The sequence below is a fragment of the Albidovulum sp. genome, assembly GCF_041919395.1.
GTDB lineage: Bacteria > Pseudomonadota > Alphaproteobacteria > Rhodobacterales > Rhodobacteraceae > Albidovulum.
Genome location: NZ_JAYRTX010000072.1, coordinates 1 through 17,647, shown reverse-complemented (window position 1 = coordinate 17,647; position 17,647 = coordinate 1). Strand labels below are relative to the sequence as shown.

Below are 17,647 nucleotides of genomic sequence, written 5' to 3'. Positions count from 1 at the left end.
TTTCGGAATCCGAGGCCAAGGAAAAGGGAATTGCTCACGAGGTAACGCGCTATGGGATCGACGACCTTGATCGCGCCATCGCCGACGGGTCGGCGACAGGCTTCGTCAAGCTCCTCACTCCGCCGGGTAAGGATACGATCCTCGGCGCGACCATCGTCGGCGCCCATGCCGGGGACCTGCTGGCCGAGTTCGTCTTCGCGATGAAGCACGGGAAGGGGCTGGGCGCGATCCTCTCCACCATTCACACCTACCCGACACTCGCCGAGGCGAACAAGTTCGCCGCCGGCGAATGGCGCAGGGCCCATGTGAACCCGAGGGCTCTTGCTGTTCTTGGCCGGTTCCATGCCTGGCGGAGGGGCTGAGTCGTGATCGATCGCCATCTCCTGCCCGCCCAGCGCGCGCTTCTTGACCCGCCCGGGCGGGTTCTGGCCAGGCGCGGAGTGACGGCGGACCAGGTGACGCTCGCGGGCTTCGCGCTTGGCCTCGGGGCATTCGCGGCATTGACGGCCGGGGCCTTCGGGGCGGCGCTCGTCCTCATCCTCGCCAACCGGCTTGCCGACGGGCTCGACGGCGCGATCGCGCGCGAGGTCGGGGGGACCGACCGGGGCGCATTCCTCGACATCGCGCTCGACTTCGCCTTCTACGCGCTGGTGCCCCTCGGCTTCGCACTTGTCGACCCCGCGGCGAACGCGTTGGCCGCCGCCGTGCTCATCGCCAGCTTCATCGGCACCGGGTCGAGCTTTCTCGCGTTCGCCTCGGTCGCCGCGCAGCGCGGTCTGCGGGCGTCGGACTACCCGGCCAAGGGAATCTACTACCTCGGGGGCCTGACCGAGGGGGCCGAGACGATCGGGCTCTTCGTTGCAATGTGTCTCTGGCCGGCCGCTTTCCCCGTACTCGCCTATCTTTTCGCCACGCTCTGCGCGCTCACCACGATCAGCCGCTGGCATCAGGGCTGGGTCGCCTTTTCCGACCGCTGACAGGAGGTTCCATGCGTCTGCCGATATTCGTTGCCCTCGGCCTCACCCTCGGCCTCGCCGGGCCAAGTCTTGCCGGATCGTGGGAAGATACGGTCGCGGCCGCAAGGGGGCAGACGGTCTACTGGAACGCCTGGGGCGGAGATGAACGCACGAATGACTTCATCGCCTGGGCCGGCAACGAGGTAGAGGGGCGGTATGGGGTCACGATAAACCACGTGAAGCTCTCGGACACGGCCGAGGCGGTGACCCGCGTCATCGCCGAAAAGGCGGCCGGGCGGACCGAAGGGGGGACCGTCGATCTCGTCTGGATCAATGGCGGCAACTTCCTGTCGATGAAGGAACAGGGGCTGCTGCATGGCCCCTTCCTGGCGGATCTGCCCAATGCACGCTATCTCGACCTTTCCGAAGGCTCGGCCGCCGTTACCGACTTCACCATTCCGACCGAGGGCTACGAATCGCCCTGGCGCCTTGCCCGCTTCGTGCTGACCTACGACAGTGCACGCGTCGAAGTGCCGCCGACCTCCATGAAGGAACTCCTGGCCTGGGCGCAGGCGCATCCCGGCCGGTTCACCCATCCCGCCGTGTCGAATTTCATGGGCTCGACCTTCCTGAAGCAGGCGCTGATCGAGCTCGCGCCGGACACATCGCTGCTCAAGGCGGAACCCACGGACGAGACGTTTTCGGCTGCGACAGAGCCGCTCTGGGCCTGGTACGACGCACTCCGCCCGGCACTCTGGCGCGGCGGCAGGGCGTTTCCCGAAAGCGAGAGCGTACAGAACCGGATGCTGAACGACGGCGAGGTCGATTTCACCATGGCTTTCGACCCCGCAGCAGCGGCGGCGGCGGTGGAGCGCGGGCTTCTGCCCGAGACGGTGCGCAGCTATGCGCCGAAGGGCGGTTCCATCGGCAACATCAGCTTCGTTGCCATTCCCTTCAACGCCGCCCACAAGGAAGGCGCGATGATCGTCGCCAACTTCCTCCTCGATCCCGCGGTTCAGGCCCGTGCGCAGGACATCCGTGTGCTCGGAAGCTATTCGGTGCTGGATCCCGAAAAGCTCGGCGAGACGGAAGCGAACGCCTTCGCGGCCCTGCCCGCCTCGCCCGCGCTTCCGTCGAACGCGGAACTCGGCCCGGTCCTGAACGAACCCCACCCCGGCTGGATGACGCGGATCACGGCCGAATGGGCGCGGCGCTACACCGAATGAAGACAACCGAGGGACGCGCACTGAGGCTCCTCGTCCTCGGCGTTGTTGCGGCCGGGCTCGCCCTTCCCATCATGGCAGGGCTCTGGGAGACCGGTCGTGCGGCCTTCGGCATCCTTCCGGCCATCGGGGCCGAGCAGCCCGCGCTCGTATCGTGGCGGCAGTTCATGGACTTGCCCGGCGTGAGGACGAGCATCGCGCTGACCCTCTGGACCGGTATCGCCTCCACGGCGCTGTCGCTCGCTCTCGCGCTGGGAATCGCGGGCGCCATCCACGGGTGTATGCGCGCCGGACGGGTGGCGCAGGTCCTGACGCCCTTCCTCGCCGCACCCCACGCCGCGATGGCAATCGGAACCGCGTTCCTGATCGCCCCCTCCGGCTGGATCGCGCGGATTCTGAGTCCCTGGGCCACCGGCTGGACGCTGCCCCCCGATCTGGCGACGGTTCAGGACCGGCTCGGGGTCGCGCTGATCCTCGGGCTGATGCTGAAGGAGGTGCCATTCCTGCTTCTCGTCACGCTGTCCGCGCTGACGCAACTTCCGGTCCGGGACCAGATCGCAGCAGGACGGGCGATGGGCTATGCGCCCGGCGCGGTATGGGCGCGGGTGATCGCGCCACAGGTCTACCCGATGATCCGGCTTCCCGTCTTCGTGACGCTGTCCTTCGCGCTCTCGGTGGTGGACATGGCGCTGATCCTCGGGCCGACAACGCCGCCGACGCTTGCGGTCGCCATGACCCGATGGTTTCTCTCGGCCGACTCCGGCCTGATCCTGCCTGCCTCGGCGGCCGCAATGGCGCTCGCGGCGCTCGCGGCGGGGTCGGTCGCACTCTGGATCGGCGCGGAAAGGGTCGTCGCCCGCGTCGGGAGCGCGCGGCTTCGACGCGGACACCGTGGCCTCTGCGCGAGCCCCGCCATACGCCTGGCCGGGCTGGGAGGGATTGTACTCCTGGCGCTCGGGGCGGGCGCGCTCCTCTCACTCGCACTCTGGTCGGTCGCCTGGCGCTGGAGTTTTCCTCGCGCGCTTCCCGATAGCTGGAGCCTTGCGGCATGGACGCGGCCAGGAACGGGCTGGCAGACTGCACTGGAACAGACCCTGATCCTCGCGGTTTCGACCACCGCGCTCTCGCTTGCGCTCGCGATCGCCTGGCTCGAAGGCGAGGATCGCGCCGGGATGCGCCGCGCGCGCTGGGCCGAAGCGCTCATCTACCTGCCGCTGCTCGTTCCACAAGCGGCGTTCCTGTTCGGGCTCTCCGTGGTCTTTCTGCGCGCAGGTCTTTCCGGCGGGATGATTGCGGTGATCTGGGGCCAGATGCTCTTCGTCTTTCCCTATGTGATGCTGTCGCTCTCCGACCCCTGGCGCGCGCTCGACCGGCGGATGGACCGGGCGGCAGCTGCCCTTGGTGCCGGGCCATGGCGGCGGCTTGTCGCCGTGAAGCTGCCGATCCTCCTGCGGCCGGTACTGACGGCGGCCGCGATCGGGTTTGCCGTCTCGGTCGCACAATACCTGCCTACGCTCTTCCTCGGCGCCGGGCGCGTCAGTACGCTGACGACCGAGGCCGTGACGCTGGCGTCCGGATCGGACCGGCGGGTAACCGCCGTGCATGCGACGCTGCAATCGGCGCTGCCACTCACCGCCTATCTCACCGCGATCGGGCTGCCCGCGATCCTCCACCGCCGACGGCGAGGACTTTCGGGGTTTTTCGCATGAACGCGCTGGAGCTTCGGAATGTTTCGGTTCGCGCCGCAGGTGGCAGTCCGTTGTTCCCCCCGGTGACACTCACCGTGCCTGCGGGCGCCGTGACGACGATCATGGGCGCGTCCGGCGTCGGCAAATCGACACTGATCGACCTCATCGGTGGGCATCTTTCGGCGGATTTCGAAGCCGAGGGCCGGGTCGTCCTGAACGGGCGCGACGTGACACGACTGCCTGCCGAACAGCGGCGCATCGGCATCCTGTTTCAGGACGCGCTGCTCTTTCCGCACCTGTCGGTGGGCGACAACCTTGCCTTCGGTCTGGCAGCAAATGTGCGCGGCCGGGTCGCTCGAAGGGCGGCGGTCGCGGCGGCGCTCGACCAGGCCGGGCTCGCTGGCTTCGCCGACCGCGATCCGGCGACCCTTTCGGGCGGACAGCGTGCGCGGGTGGCACTGATGCGGACACTTCTGGCCGACCCGCTCGCCCTGCTTCTCGACGAGCCCTTCGCGCGGCTCGATCCCGACCGGCGTGCCGACCTCCGCGCCTTCGTCTTCCGCCATGTCCGCGAACGCGGCGTCCCGGTGCTGATGGTCAGCCACGATCCGGATGACGCCAGCGCGACTGGCGGGCCGGTCGTGACGCTCTAGCCAACCCGCCGCCGCGCAAGGGTACCGGTCGCCGAGCCAAAGCGGGTCCGCACGATCTGCTGCAGCCGGCGGTGCGCCGAGCGGTGGCGGTTGCGGATGTGGAGTCCCGCGAAGATCGGCTGGGGGATCGGCGGGGCATCTGCAACGAGACGGCAAAGCCCGTCACGCATCAGTTCGTCGGCCGAGTTGCGCAGGACATAGGCGGTGCCGCCGAGCGATCGGAGAAGCGCCACCATCGCCGTGTTCTGCCCGATTGAAAGGCTCGCCGTGGCGAGACGCGGATGCAGCGCCGCATGGAGAGCCGGCATGGCATAGGAATAGTGCGGCATGATATAGGTTTCCTGCCGCACCTCGGCGAGCCTGTCGGCCTCGGTCGAGACCATCAGATAGGTGATCTCGCCCACCGTCTCGAAGTGCAGGTCGTCGTGGTAGCGCGGGCTGAAGATGATCGCGAAGTCCTCGGCCCCGGTCATCAGGTCTGCGCACATCTGCGCGGAATAGTCGGCCTCGAACAGGAACGCGGTGCCGGGTAGCGCTGCGCGGAAATCGCCGATGAGCTCGTTGAAGTGCATCGTCACGAGATCGCTCTGGATGCCGATGCGCATGGACAGGACGCCACCCGAATCCCCCACCGCGTGGCGCGCCTCCGTCCAGGCATGCAGCAGCGCGCGGGCATGGGGCGCGAAGCGTAGCCCTGCGGTCGTGAGTTCCGTTCCCGCGCGGGAGCGGCTGAAGAGCCGGTGACCGACCGCCCTCTCGAGCGCGTTGATGCGACCGGAGACCGTGGATTGGGTGACGGAGAGCCTTTCGGCCGTGCGATTGAAGCTCCGGGTCTCGGAGAGGTCCAGAAAGGTCTGGATCAGTTCGATCTGCATGGGCGCTCCTGATCGGATATTCCGATCAATAATCACACCTGCGACGAATTGAAAGCAAGCCCACTCGCGCCGATACTCCGGCACGCAAGGGCATGCGGGGGGATGCAGATGGCCGAGGTTCCGACGACAGCACGCGTGGTCATCATCGGCGGCGGCGCAGTGGGTGTCTCTGCGCTTTTCCATCTTGCGAAGGCTGGCTGGACCGACTGCGTCCTTCTGGAGAAGAATGAACTGACGGCCGGGTCCACCTGGCACGCGGCGGGCAACGTTCCGACCTTCTCCACCTCCTGGTCGCTGATGAACATGCAGCGCTATTCGACCGAACTTTATCGCGGTCTCGGCGCCGCGGTGGACTATCCGATGAACTACCATGTCACCGGATCGATCCGCCTTGGCCATTCGAAGGCACGGATGCAGGAATTCGCCCGCGCCAAGGGCATGGGTCGCTATCAGGGCATGGCGCTTGAAGTTCTGGGCGTGGACGAGATCCGGGACAAGTATCCGTTCCTCGAACTCCACGACCTGAAGGGCGCGCTCTACGACCCGGCCGACGGCGACATCGACCCGGCGCAACTGACCCAGGCGCTGGCCAAGGGTGCCCGCGACATGGGTGCCACGATCCTCCGCTTTTCCCCGGCAACGGGCGTGAGCCGCGAGAACGGCGAATGGGTCGTGCATACCGAGAAAGGCTCTATCCGGGCGGAGATCGTGGTCAACGCCGCCGGATACTATGCCCGGAAGGTCGGCGAATGGTTCCGGCCCTTCGGCGGGCGGACGGTGCCGATGATGGTGATGAGCCACCAGTATCTGCTGTCCGAGCCGATCCCGGAGATCGAGGCCTGGACGAAGGAGGTCGGCCACAAGCTGCCGCTTCTGCGCGATGTCGATACGTCCTACTACCTCCGGCAGGAAAAGACCGGCTTCAACCTCGGCCCCTACGAGAGGAACTGCCGCGCCCATTGGGTGACGCCGGACGACCCTTTCCCCGAGGATTTCTCCTTCCAGCTGTTCCCTGACGACCTCGACCGGCTGGAGCCCTATATCGAGGACGCGATGGCCCGGGTGCCGCTGTTGGGCACTGCGGGCGTGTCGAAGGTGATCAACGGCCCGATCCCATATGCACCCGACGGCAACCCGCTGATCGGGCCAATGCCCGGTGTGCCGAACGCCTTCGAGGCGTGCGTCTTCACCTTCGGCATCGCCCAGGCCGGCGGCGCGGGCAAGGTGCTGGCCGAATGGGTCACCGAGGGTGCCACCGAATGGGACATGTGGTCCTGCGACCCGCGGCGCTTCACCGACTACACCGACCGCGACTACTGCATCGCCAAGGGGATGGAGGTCTATGGCCACGAATACGCCATGCACTTCCCCTGGCACCGCTGGCCCGCCGCACCGGACCGCAAGCTGTCGCCGGTGCACGACAGGGTGAAGGCACTCGGCGGCCAGATGGGCGCTTACGGGGGCTGGGAGCGGGCGAACTGGTTCGCGCGGCCGGGCGACGACCTGTCAGAGGCCGCAACGCAGACCTGGAATCGTGCAGGCCCCTGGGAGAAGCGCATCCGCGAGGAATGTGAGGCCGTGCGCGACGGTGTCGGCGTCCTCGACCTGCCGGGCTTCTCGCGTTTCCACCTGTCGGGCCCCGGCGCGGGCGAATGGCTTCTGGGGCGGATCGCCGGCGCCCTGCCGAAGCCCGGGCGGCTTTCGCTGGCCTATTTCCCCGACGACCGCGGCCGCATCGTCACCGAGATGTCGGTCGCCTGCAATGGCGAGGACGACTATACGCTGATCACCGCCGCCGTGGCACAGTGGCACGACTACGAATGGCTGGCCCGGGGTTTGCCGAGGGGCCTGACGCTCAGTGATCGCACCCGCGACCTGTCCACCCTGATCGTCACCGGCCCGAAGTCGCGCGACCTTTTCGCGAAAATCTCCGACGCCGACCTCGCCCTGCCCTGGCTCAGCCACGGGATGGGGACCGTGGCTGGGCAGAAGGCGGTTCTGGCGCGCGTCTCCTTCGCCGGGGAGCTTGGCTGGGAGGTCCATGCGCCGGTTGAGGCGATCCCCGCGATCCACGATGCCGTGCTGGAGGCCGGCGCGAAGCCCTTCGGGATGTGGGCGCTGAACTCCTTGCGGATCGAAAAGGGTTACCGGGCGTGGAAGGGCGATCTGTCGACTGACTACAGCCTCCTCGAAGGTGGGCTCGATCGCTTCATCCGCTTCGACAAGCCGCAGGACTTTCCCGGCAAGGCGGCGCTTCTGGCCGAGAAACAGCGCGGTGTGAAGAAACGCTTCGTGACCCTGGTCGTGGATGCGGGCGCTTGCGACGCGCCCTACATGTCGACGCTCTGGCATCACGGCGAGATCGCCGGCGAGACGACGAGCGGCGCCTGGGGCTACCGGGTCGGCGCCTCGATCGCGCTGGGGATGCTCCGCGCCGACCTCGCGGTGCCGGGAACCATGGTCGAGGTGGAGATATACGGCGAGCGGTTCCGCGCGTTGGTGCAGGAAGACCGGCCGCTCTGGGACCCCGAGAACAAGCGGATCAGGGCCTGAGACCGCGATGGCCACCCCGTCCCGAATGAGCGGCATTCTTCTGACCGGACACGGCGGGCCGGAAAGGCTGGTCTGGTCGGACGACATCCCGCTGCCCCAGCCCGGCGAGGGCGAGGTCCTGGTGCAGGTGCTCGCCGCCGGGTTGAACGCGACTGACATCAACACCCGCAAGGGCTGGTATGCCCGGGCCGATGCCCCCGAGGCCGGCGGCTGGGCCGGCGCCATCCGCTTTCCGCGCATCCAGGGCAGCGACCTCTGCGGTCGGGTGGTCCGGCACGGCCCTGGCGTGAGCGCGCCTCCCCTGGGTGCGCGGGTGATCTGCCCGACGAACCAGGCAGAGCCGACGGCCGAGAACCCGCTGGCGTTCCGCGCCATCGGCTCGGAATACGACGGCGCCTTCGCCGAATTCTGCGTGGTGCCGGCCCGGCACCTGCATGATGTCAGCGCCTCGGTCCTCAGCGATATCGAGATCGGCGCCATGCCCTGCGCCTACGGGACGGCCTACAACCTCCTGACACGCGTCGGACTACGGTCCGGGGAACGGATTCTGGTGACGGGCGCGTCGGGTGGCGTCGGGTTTGCCGCCGTCCAGCTCGCGGTCCTCAAGGGGGCGATCGTCACGGCGCAATGCGCGCCGTCCAAGGCGTCACCGCTGCGCGACGCCGGCTCCCGGATCCTCGACCGCGGCGCGACCCCGCCCGCGAAAGCCTTCGACGTGGTGATCGACGTGGTCGGGGGTGCGGGCTGGAACGACCGGCTGACAGCGCTGAAGCCCGGCGGCCGCTATGCCACTTCGGGCGCGATCGCCGGGCCGATCGTGGAGGGAGACCTGCGGACGGTCTACCTGAACGACCTGACGCTTTTCGGCTGCACCCACCAGCCGCGCGAAGTCTTTGCCGGGCTCGTCACCATCATCAACACCGCGGCGGTCCGGCCGCTGGTCGCCAAGGTCTACCCGCTGCGCGAGATCGCCCGCGCGCAGGAGGAATTCGAGGCAAAACACCAAGCGGGCAAGATCGTGCTCATCCCAGGCGAAAGGAACGACAATGGCTGACCTGCCGACAAGGGCGCGGGCGGTGATCATCGGCGGCGGGGTCGTCGGGTGTTCCGTGGCCTATCACCTGACCAAGCTCGGCTGGAGCGACGTCGTGCTCCTGGAGCGCAAGCAACTGACCTCCGGCACGACCTGGCACGCGGCGGGGTTGATCGGGCAGCTGCGCGCTTCGGCCAACATGACGCGGCTGGCCAAGTATTCGGCCGATCTCTATCGCGGGCTCGAAGCCGAGACGGGGCTGGCGACCGGCATGAAGACCGTCGGTTCGGTTTCCGTGGCTTTGACGGAGGCGCGGAAGGAGGAATTGTTCCGCAATGCCTCGATGGCGCGCGGCTTCGGCGTGCCGGTCGAGGAGTTGTCGCCTGCGGAAGTGAAGGAACGCTACACACACCTCAACATCGAGGGCGTCAAGGCCGGGGTCTGGTTGCCGACCGACGGCCAGGGCGACCCGGCGAACATCGCGCTCGCGCTGGCCAAGGGTTCGCGGCAGCGCGGGGCGACGGTCGTCGAGGGTGTGAAGGTCACGGGCGTGAACGTGAGGGGGCGTCGCGCCACAGCGGTGACTTGGTCGAAGGATGGCGAAACAGGGTCTATCCAGGCCGAACATGTCGTCAACTGCGCAGGAATGTGGGGCCGCGAGGTTGGCAGGATGGCAGGTGTCAACGTGCCCCTGCATGCCTGCGAGCATTTCTACATCGTGACCGAGCCGATCCCCGGCCTCACACAAATGCCGGTGCTGCGCGTGCCGGACGAATGCGCCTACTACAAGGAGGATGCCGGGAAGTACCTGCTCGGCGCCTTCGAGCCGAATGCGAAGCCATGGGGCATGGCCGGCATTTCCGAGGATTTCTGCTTCGACCAGCTTCCCGAGGACTTCGACCATTTCGAGCCGATCCTCGAACGCGCGGTGCACCGGTTGCCGATGCTGGCGGAGGCGGGCATCCACACCTTCTTCAACGGGCCGGAAAGCTTCACGCCGGACGATGCCTACAACCTCGGCCTGTCGCTCGAGGTGGACAACTTCTGGGTCGCGGCCGGATTCAATTCCATCGGCATCCAGTCGGCGGGCGGCGCCGGCATGGCGCTCGCCGAATGGATGGAGTCGGGCGAGAAGCCCTTCGACCTCGGCGATGTGGACGTGGGCCGCAACCAACCCTTCCAGGGCAACCGCCACTATCTTTTTGAGCGCTCGAAAGAGACGCTGGGCCTCCTCTACGCCGACCATTACCCCTATCGCCAGAAGGCGACCGCGCGGGGGGTGCGCCGGAGCCCGTTCCACGCGCATCTGGAGGCGCAGGGTGCGGTCTTCGGCGAGATCGGCGGCTGGGAGAGGGCGAACTGGTTCGCGAAATCCGGCCAGAAGCGCGAATACGACTATTCCTGGGGGCGGCAGAACTGGTTCGAGAACACCGCCGAAGAGCATCGCGCGATCCGTACCGGCGTCGGGATGTACGACATGTCCAGCTTCGGCAAGATCAGGGTCGAAGGGCGCGATGCCGAAGCTTACCTGAACCATATCTGCGGAGCAGATCTTTCCGTGCCGGCGGGCCGGATCGTCTATACCCAGTTCCTGAACGCCAGGGGCGGCATCGAAGCCGACGTGACCGTGACGCGGCTATCGGAGACGGCATATCTCGTCGTCACGCCGGCGATCACGCGGCCGAAGGACCAGGCCTGGATGCGGCGCCATGTCGGCGATTTCAACGTTGTCCTGACAGATGTGACGGCGGCAGAGGGTGTGCTGGCCGTCATGGGCCCGAAGGCGCGCGATCTGATCCGGAAGGTCAGCCCGAACGACTTCTCGAACGAGGCGAATCCCTTCGGCACGGCGCAGGAGATCGAGATCGGCATGGGCCTTGCCCGTGTCCACCGCGTTTCCTACGTCGGCGAACTTGGCTGGGAAATCTATGTCTCGTCCGACATGGCAGCACATGTCTTCGAGGTGCTGCGGGAGGTCGGGGCCGATGTCGGGCTGAAGCTCTGCGGCATGCACATGATGGACAGTTGCCGGATCGAAAAGGCGTTCCGCCACTTCGGCCACGACATCACGTCCGAGGATCATGTGCTGGAGGCGGGCCTCGGTTTCGCGGTGAAGACGGCGAAGCCCGCCTTCGTCGGCCGCGACGCGGTGCTCCGGAGGAAGGAGGCGGGGCTGGAGCGGCGGATGGTGCAATTCCGCCTCTCGGACCCCGAGGTCATGGTCTATCACAACGAACCGGTCCTCAGAGACGGCAAGATCGTGGGTCATCTCACCTCGGGTGCCTACGGCCACCACCTCGGCGCGGCGATCGGCATGGGCTACCTGCCCTGCAAGGGGGAAGGCGTCGATGCGCTCATGGCCTCACGCTACGAGATCGAGATTGCCGGACGGCGCGTGCCGGCAGAAGTGTCCGTGCGGCCGATCTACGACCCCGAGGGTGCGCGCGTGCGGATGTGACGCGCGCCCTCCGCGACGCTGGTCGGGGGGCCTGCTGCCCCCCGCTCCCCCGAGAGTATTTCCGGAAAGAAAGTGAGGCTTGAGGTGGAAGAGGCTCTGAACTGCGAACCGAGACGGGCGGCACGGTCTGGCGGGCGCGAGGCACGGCGGGCCGCGCGCGCGGCGCCGCTGGACGAGGCGCTCAGGCCGATCCGGGCTGGGCTTCCGGGCGGGCAGTACCGCCCGCTGGGAGACGCGGGAATGGCGCGAATCCACGCGGCCGCGCTTGAGGCGCTTGAGGTGATCGGTCTCAGCCAGGCCCCGAGATCGGGGGTCGAGATCCTCACCGGCGCGGGCGCCGTCCAGGGCGATGACGGGCGCATCCGTTTCCCCCGCGCGCTGGTGGAGGACATGCTGGCCGTCGCCGCGCGCGACATCACGCTCTTCGGCCGCGATCCGAAGCACGATCTGCACCTCACCGGCTCCAACGTGCATTTCGGCACCGCGGGCGCGGCGGTGCATGTCGTGGATCTCGAGACGAACACCTATCGCGATTCCACCGCGCAGGATCTCTACGACGCGGCGCGGATCACACACAATCTCGACAACGTCCATTTCTTCCAGCGCGCCATGGTGTGCCGCGATGTGACCGACAACCTGGAGATGGACCTCAACACGCTCTATGCCTGCTGCGCCGGGACGACGAAGCATGTGGGCACCTCGTTCAGCGACCCGTCCCATGTCGCGCCCTGCTTCGAGATGATCCACCGCATCGCGGGCGGCGAGGACACATGGCGGGCGCGACCCTTCATCTCCAACTCCAACTGCTTCGTCGTGCCGCCGATGAAATTCGCCGAGGAAAGCTGCATCACGATGGAAGCCTGCGTCCGGGGCGGGATGCCCGTGCTGCTCCTCAGCGCCGGGCAGGCGGGGGCGACGGCGCCCGCGCCGATCGCGCTCGCCATCGTGCAGGCGGTGGCGGAATGCCTCGCCGGCGTCGTCTATGTGAATGCGATGGCGCCGGGCCATCCGGCGATCTTCGGCACCTGGCCTTTCGTGTCGGACCTGCGCACCGGCGCCATGTCCGGCGGTTCGGCGGAACAGGCGCTGCTGACGGCGGGCTGCGCGCAGATGCACCGGTTCTACAACCTGCCGGGCGGAGCGGCAGCGGGGATCACCGATTCCAAGCTGCCGGACATGCAGGCGGGGTGGGAGCAGGGCATCACCAATGTGCTCGCCGGGCTTTCGGGCCTCAACATGGTCTATGAGGCTGTCGGCATGCATGCATCGCTCCTCGGCTTCTGCCTCGAAAGCCTCGTCCTCGGGGATGACATCCTGGGCCAGGTGTTGCGCTGCGTGCGCGGCATCGACGTGACGGAGGAGTCCACCTCCATCGAGGCGATGAAGGAAGTCTGCCTCGGCGGACCCGGCCATTATCTCGGCTCGGGCCAGACGCTGAAGCTGATGCAGACCGAATACGTTTATCCCATTCTAGGCAACCGGATGAGCCCGAAGGAATGGGTGGAGGCCGACCGGCCCATGCTGCTCGAGCGCGCAATCCAGCGGAAGAACGAAATCCTGGCCAAGGCACGGATGCAGATAGACCCGCAGATCGACGCGGCGATCAGGACCGACTACAACATCTATTTCCGCTGAATCAGACACTGAAACGGGAAGGAAGCCCATGCATTACGGGTACATCGGCCTTGGCAACCTCGGCGCGAACTGCGCAGGTTGCCTCTTGCGGGCGGGCTTCGATCTGACCGTGAACGACGTCAATCGCGCCGCTGCGGAGAGCTTGACTAGCATGGGTGCGCATTGGGCGGACAACGCCGCGGACCTCGCAGCGCGCGTCGATCACGTCATCACCTGCCTGCCCTCGCCCGGGGTATCGGAAAAGGTCCTTTCCGCCATGCTGCCGGCAATGAAGCCTGGAGCGACCTGGGTGGAGATGTCCACACTCGGCCGGGACGACGTTCTGGGGCTCGCGAAGATCGCCGCGGAGGCGGGCGTCAGGATGCTGGAACTGCCGGTGACGGGCGGGGTGCATCTGGCGGCGCGGGGCGAGATCACGATGTTGCCGGGGGGCGACGCGGACCTCGTCGAACTGCACCGCCCGGCGATGGAGGCGATGGGAAACCGCGTCTTCCACATGGGGCCGCTCGGTTCCTCGGCGATCATCAAGGTGATCACGAACATGCTCGCCTTCATCCACCTCAAGGCCTGCGGCGAGGCATTGATGCTGGCGAAGCGCGGCGGGCTCGACCTCGGCCAGGCCTGGCACGCCATAGCGGCCTCGTCGGGCAACTCCTTCGTGCACGAAACCGAGGGCGCGCTGATCCTCAACGGTTCCTACGACATCGCCTTCTCGATCGACCTTGCGCTGAAGGACCTCGGCTTCGCGCTCGGGTTCGGACGGGAATTCGGGGTGCCCCTGGACCTCGCCTCCATGACGAACCAGACCTACATCGCGGCGAGGGCGGCCTATGGCGGCGAGGCGCAGTCGCCGATGATCGCAAAGCTTCTGGAGGACCTCCTCGGCACCGACCTGCGCGCGCCGGGGTTCCCGGCGCGGCTGGAATAGGCGGCGAGCGACCTGATCTGTCGCGAACCGGGCGGCGGCCTGGCTTGGCGCGTGGGAAGGAGAGGCGGTCAGCGGGGAAGCGAGTTGGACGGCGCGACATTCGACTATGTGATCGTGGGGGCGGGTTCGGCGGGCTGCGTGCTGGCCGAGCGCCTGTCGGCGAGCGGTCGTCACCGCGTTCTCGTCATCGAGGCCGGCGGCAGCGACCGGCGGTTCTACGTCCAGATGCCGCTCGGCTACGGCAAGCTCTTCTATGACCCGGCGGTGAACTGGCTCTACGCGACAGAGCCCGATCCGGGGCTGGCCGGGAACCGCGACCACTGGCCGAGGGGTAAGGTCCTCGGCGGGTCGAGTTCGATCAACGCGATGGTCTGGATCCGCGGCCATGCGAGCGATTATGACGACTGGGAGTCGGAGGCCGGTGGCGCCTGGGGTTGGGAGGCCGCGCGCACCGCCTATCGCGCCATCGAGGACAACGAGGCGGGCGGCGACGACTGGCGTGGGACGGGCGGGCCGCTGTTCATCTCCGCCAACCGCCGCGACCTGCATCCGCTGGTCGAGACCTTTCTCCGATCGGCCGAGGCGACGGGGCTGCCCTGCAACGAGGACTTCAACGGCGCAAGGCAAGAGGGCGTCGGCGTCTACCAGATGACCATCCGAAATGCCCGGCGGAACTCCGCTGCGCGGGCCTTCCTCAGGCCGGCAATGAAGCGGCCGAATGTCACGGTCCTGACCCACGCACAGGTAACGCGCGTACTCTTCAAGGGGCGCCGGGCGGTCGGCGTGGAGTACCAAAGGCATGGCAGATCGGGCCGGGTCAGAGCCGAATCCGAGGTCATTATCGCCGGTGGGGCCATCGGCTCGCCGCATCTCCTGATGCTCTCCGGCATCGGGCCGGCCGCGCATCTCAGGACGCATGGCATCGACATCGTCGCGGATGCACCGAACGTCGGACGCAATCTCAACGACCACCAGGGGCTGAACTACACCTGGCGGATGACGGTGCCGACCTACAACGACATCCTGCGGCCCTGGTGGGGCAAGGCATTGGTCGGGATGAAGTACCTCCTGACCGGTTCGGGTCCGCTCGCGAAGTCGATCAACCATGCCGGCGGGTTCTTCCGCACCTCACCGGATCTGACGCGCCCCAACATGCAGCTCTATTTCCAGGCCTTCTCGACGCTCGTCCCGAGGGTGGGAGAGCGCCCGCTGCTGACACCCGATCCGTTCTCCGGCCTGTCGATCGGGCTATCGAACTGCAGGCCCACGAGCCGTGGCGAGATCACCCTGAAAAGCGCCGATCCCTTCGTGCATCCGAGGATCGTCGCGAACGCCTTTTCCACCGAGAACGACGTGGCCGAAATGCTCGCTGCAGTGAAGTTCCTGCGGCGAATTGCGGCAGAGGGGCCGATCCGCTCGCTCATCGCCGAGGAGCTTCGCCCCGGGCCCTCGGTGCAGACGGACGACGATCTCATCGCCGATTTCCGCGCGCGCTCAGGCACGGTCTATCACCCGTCCTGCACCGCGCGGATGGGGCGCGACGCGGCCACCTCTGTCGTCGACCCGGATCTGAGGGTTCGTGGGGTCGAGGGTCTGAGGGTCTGCGACGCTTCGGTCTTTCCAACGCTGATCGGCGGCAATACGAATGCGCCGAGCATTCTCGTTGGCTGGATCGGGGCCGAACGAATCCTCAAGAACGCGCGCTGAGGGCGACAGATGGCATATCTCCTGGGCGTCGATACCGGCGGCACCTATACCGACGCGGTGATCCTTGACGAGCACGAGGACCGCGTCATCGGCTCGGCGAAGTCTCTGACGACCAGGCCGGACCTGTCGAAGGGTGTCGGCGGCGCCATCGATGCGGCGCTGGCGGCTTCTGGCGTTCCGGCCGGTGCCATCGCCATGGTGTCCCTGTCGACCACGCTTGCCACCAATGCGCTCGTCGAGGGACAGGGCGGACGGGTGGTGCTCGTGTTCATCGGCTTCGACCTGCCGGAATTGGCCCGGGCGGGCCTCGAAGAGGCGCTGAAGGGCGATCCTGCAATCCTGATGGCGGGCGGCCACACCCATTCGGGGACGGAGATCGCGCCCCTCGATCTGGCAAGGTTAGAGACGGAAATCTCGGCCCTGCCTCCGGGAATGACCGGATTCGCGGTGGCTGCGAGCTTTGCCACGCGGAACCCGGCTCACGAGAATGCCGCCCGCGACCTGATCCGTCGCCTCACCGGGCTGCCGGTCACATGTTCACATGAACTTTCCGCCGGGCTCAACGGTCCGCGCCGGGCACTGACCGCCGTGCTGAATGCCCGGCTGATCGGCATGATCGACCGGCTCATCTCAGCCTGCGAGGCGCACATGGGCCGGCGCGGGATCACCGCGCCGCTGATGGTCGTGCGTGGCGACGGGGCACTCGTCTCGGCCGCACTGGCGCGCGAACGGCCAATCGAGACGATCCTTTCCGGCCCCGCCGCCTCCATCGCCGGTGCAAGCTGGCTGACCGGGGAGACGGACGCGCTTGTTTCCGACATCGGCGGCACCACGACCGATGTCTGCCTTCTGCGCGAAGGCCGCCCCGCGATCGACCCGGAGGGCGCCCGCGTCGGCGCCTTCCGCACCATGGTGGAGGCGGTCGCGATGCGCACCACTGGCCTTGGCGGCGACAGCGAGGTGCATCTGGTGGAGGGGCTTGCGACGACGTTGCGGCTCGGCCCACGACGGCTGGTGCCGGTATCGCTGATGGCGCGCGACTGGCCGGGCCTTGTCCACGACGCGCTCGACGGCTGGCTTGCCGGCGAGGCGACGGGCGAACAGGACGGCCGATTCGTCCTGCCGATGTGGCACGGCACGCCGCCGCAGGGGCTCGACGCGCGCGAGGCGGCTGTCGTGGGGCGGCTGACCGAGGGCCCCCTCAGGATGGCGGACGCGCTCCGCACAAGGCCCGAACTTCCGGCCCTGATGCGGCTCGTGTCGCGCGGGCTTCTGATGATCTCGGGCGTCACGCCCTCGGATGCCTCGCATGTCCTGGGGCGGCTCGACGCCTGGGATTCCCACGCCGCGCAGAAGGCGCTGGCGCTTTTCGCCAAGCGTCGGAACGGGCGCGGCGACCGGATCGCGACCGGGCCGGAATCACTGGCGCAGGCGATCATCGACCAACTGACCGCTCAGACGGTCGATTGCCTTCTGGAGGCCGCTTTCGCGGACGACGACCGGGGCTGGGCCGAAGCGCCGGAGGTGCTTGCGCGCCATGGCCTCGTGCGCGCGGGCCTCGACGGGCACCGTGGGGTCGTCGAGGTCGATGCACGCCTGGGCGTGCCCGTCATCGGCCTCGGCGCCTCGGCGCCGTCCTATTACGGCGCCGTGGGCGACAGGTTGCGCACCCGGATGATCCTCCCCGAGCATGCGGGCGTGGCAAACGCTATCGGGGCGGTCGTGGGGCAGGTCGCGATGCACGCGGCGGGCACCGTCACGAGCCCTGCGGCGGGCGCGTACATTGCCCATCTTCCCGCAGGCCCGGCGCGCTTCGCGGATCGCGATCAGGCCCTTGGTGCGCTGGAAAAGGCGCTTTCGGCGGAAGCCTCCGCCCGTGCCCGGCGTGCCGGCGTCGAGGAAATCCGCCTCGTGACCGAGCGGGAGGTGTCCGAGATC

Annotated in this window: 12 protein-coding genes and 1 pseudogene; 12 read left to right on the top strand and 1 reads right to left on the bottom strand. The window is 67.6% G+C overall.

Annotation, left to right across the window (positions count from 1 at the left end):
* From ACMUOO_RS12365 to ACMUOO_RS12345, 5 genes and pseudogenes are all read left to right on the top strand, one after another.
* Positions 1–362, top strand: a pseudogene (locus ACMUOO_RS12365) (pyridine nucleotide-disulfide oxidoreductase); the annotation flags it as partial.
* 3 nt (positions 363–365) lie between these two features.
* On the top strand, positions 366–977 hold the full coding sequence (locus ACMUOO_RS12360) for a CDP-alcohol phosphatidyltransferase family protein (protein ID WP_301919830.1): 612 nt from the start codon (positions 366–368) through the stop codon (positions 975–977).
* Between the two features lie 11 nt (positions 978–988).
* Positions 989–2,182, top strand: coding sequence for an ABC transporter substrate-binding protein (locus ACMUOO_RS12355; protein WP_301919829.1), 1,194 nt, complete (start codon positions 989–991; stop codon positions 2,180–2,182).
* Positions 2,179–3,888: an ABC transporter permease gene (locus ACMUOO_RS12350; RefSeq protein ID WP_301919828.1), complete on the top strand. Its 1,710-nt coding sequence runs from the start codon at positions 2,179–2,181 to the stop codon at positions 3,886–3,888. Before ACMUOO_RS12355 ends, ACMUOO_RS12350 begins: the two co-directional genes overlap by 4 nt.
* On the top strand, positions 3,885–4,520 hold the full coding sequence (locus tag ACMUOO_RS12345; protein WP_301919827.1) for an ATP-binding cassette domain-containing protein: 636 nt from the start codon (positions 3,885–3,887) through the stop codon (positions 4,518–4,520). The genes ACMUOO_RS12350 and ACMUOO_RS12345 overlap by 4 nt, the downstream gene beginning before the upstream one ends.
* Here ACMUOO_RS12345 and ACMUOO_RS12340 read toward each other — a convergent pair.
* Positions 4,517–5,395 (bottom strand): LysR family transcriptional regulator, encoded by an 879-nt coding sequence (locus tag ACMUOO_RS12340; protein WP_301919826.1) that lies wholly within the window; start codon positions 5,393–5,395, stop codon positions 4,517–4,519. The genes ACMUOO_RS12345 and ACMUOO_RS12340 overlap by 4 nt on opposite strands.
* Before the next feature lie 108 nt (positions 5,396–5,503).
* On the opposite strand from ACMUOO_RS12340, the gene ACMUOO_RS12335 reads away from it, so the two are divergent.
* The 7 genes from ACMUOO_RS12335 to ACMUOO_RS12305 all read left to right on the top strand — a co-directional run.
* Positions 5,504–7,948, top strand: a complete 2,445-nt coding sequence (locus ACMUOO_RS12335; protein WP_301919825.1) for a GcvT family protein — start codon at positions 5,504–5,506, stop codon at positions 7,946–7,948.
* A 7-nt stretch (positions 7,949–7,955) separates the two neighbouring features.
* On the top strand, positions 7,956–9,002 hold the full coding sequence (locus ACMUOO_RS12330; RefSeq protein ID WP_413855396.1) for an alcohol dehydrogenase catalytic domain-containing protein: 1,047 nt from the start codon (positions 7,956–7,958) through the stop codon (positions 9,000–9,002).
* A complete protein-coding gene (locus tag ACMUOO_RS12325) occupies positions 8,995–11,439 on the top strand; it encodes a GcvT family protein (protein ID WP_301919823.1) in 2,445 nt (814 codons plus the stop codon). The genes ACMUOO_RS12330 and ACMUOO_RS12325 overlap by 8 nt, the downstream gene beginning before the upstream one ends.
* A gap of 72 nt (positions 11,440–11,511) precedes the next feature.
* Positions 11,512–13,074, top strand: a complete 1,563-nt coding sequence (locus tag ACMUOO_RS12320) for a trimethylamine methyltransferase family protein (protein WP_413855393.1) — start codon at positions 11,512–11,514, stop codon at positions 13,072–13,074.
* 28 nt (positions 13,075–13,102) lie between these two features.
* Entirely contained in the window at positions 13,103–14,002 is a 900-nt protein-coding gene (locus ACMUOO_RS12315; RefSeq protein WP_301919821.1) for an NAD(P)-dependent oxidoreductase, read from the top strand.
* Between the two features lie 84 nt (positions 14,003–14,086).
* Positions 14,087–15,709 (top strand): GMC family oxidoreductase, encoded by a 1,623-nt coding sequence (locus ACMUOO_RS12310; RefSeq protein ID WP_301919820.1) that lies wholly within the window; start codon positions 14,087–14,089, stop codon positions 15,707–15,709.
* A 9-nt stretch (positions 15,710–15,718) separates the two neighbouring features.
* Positions 15,719–17,647 (top strand): hydantoinase/oxoprolinase N-terminal domain-containing protein (locus tag ACMUOO_RS12305; RefSeq protein ID WP_413855391.1); only part of this gene is annotated, 1,929 nt, incomplete at its 3' end.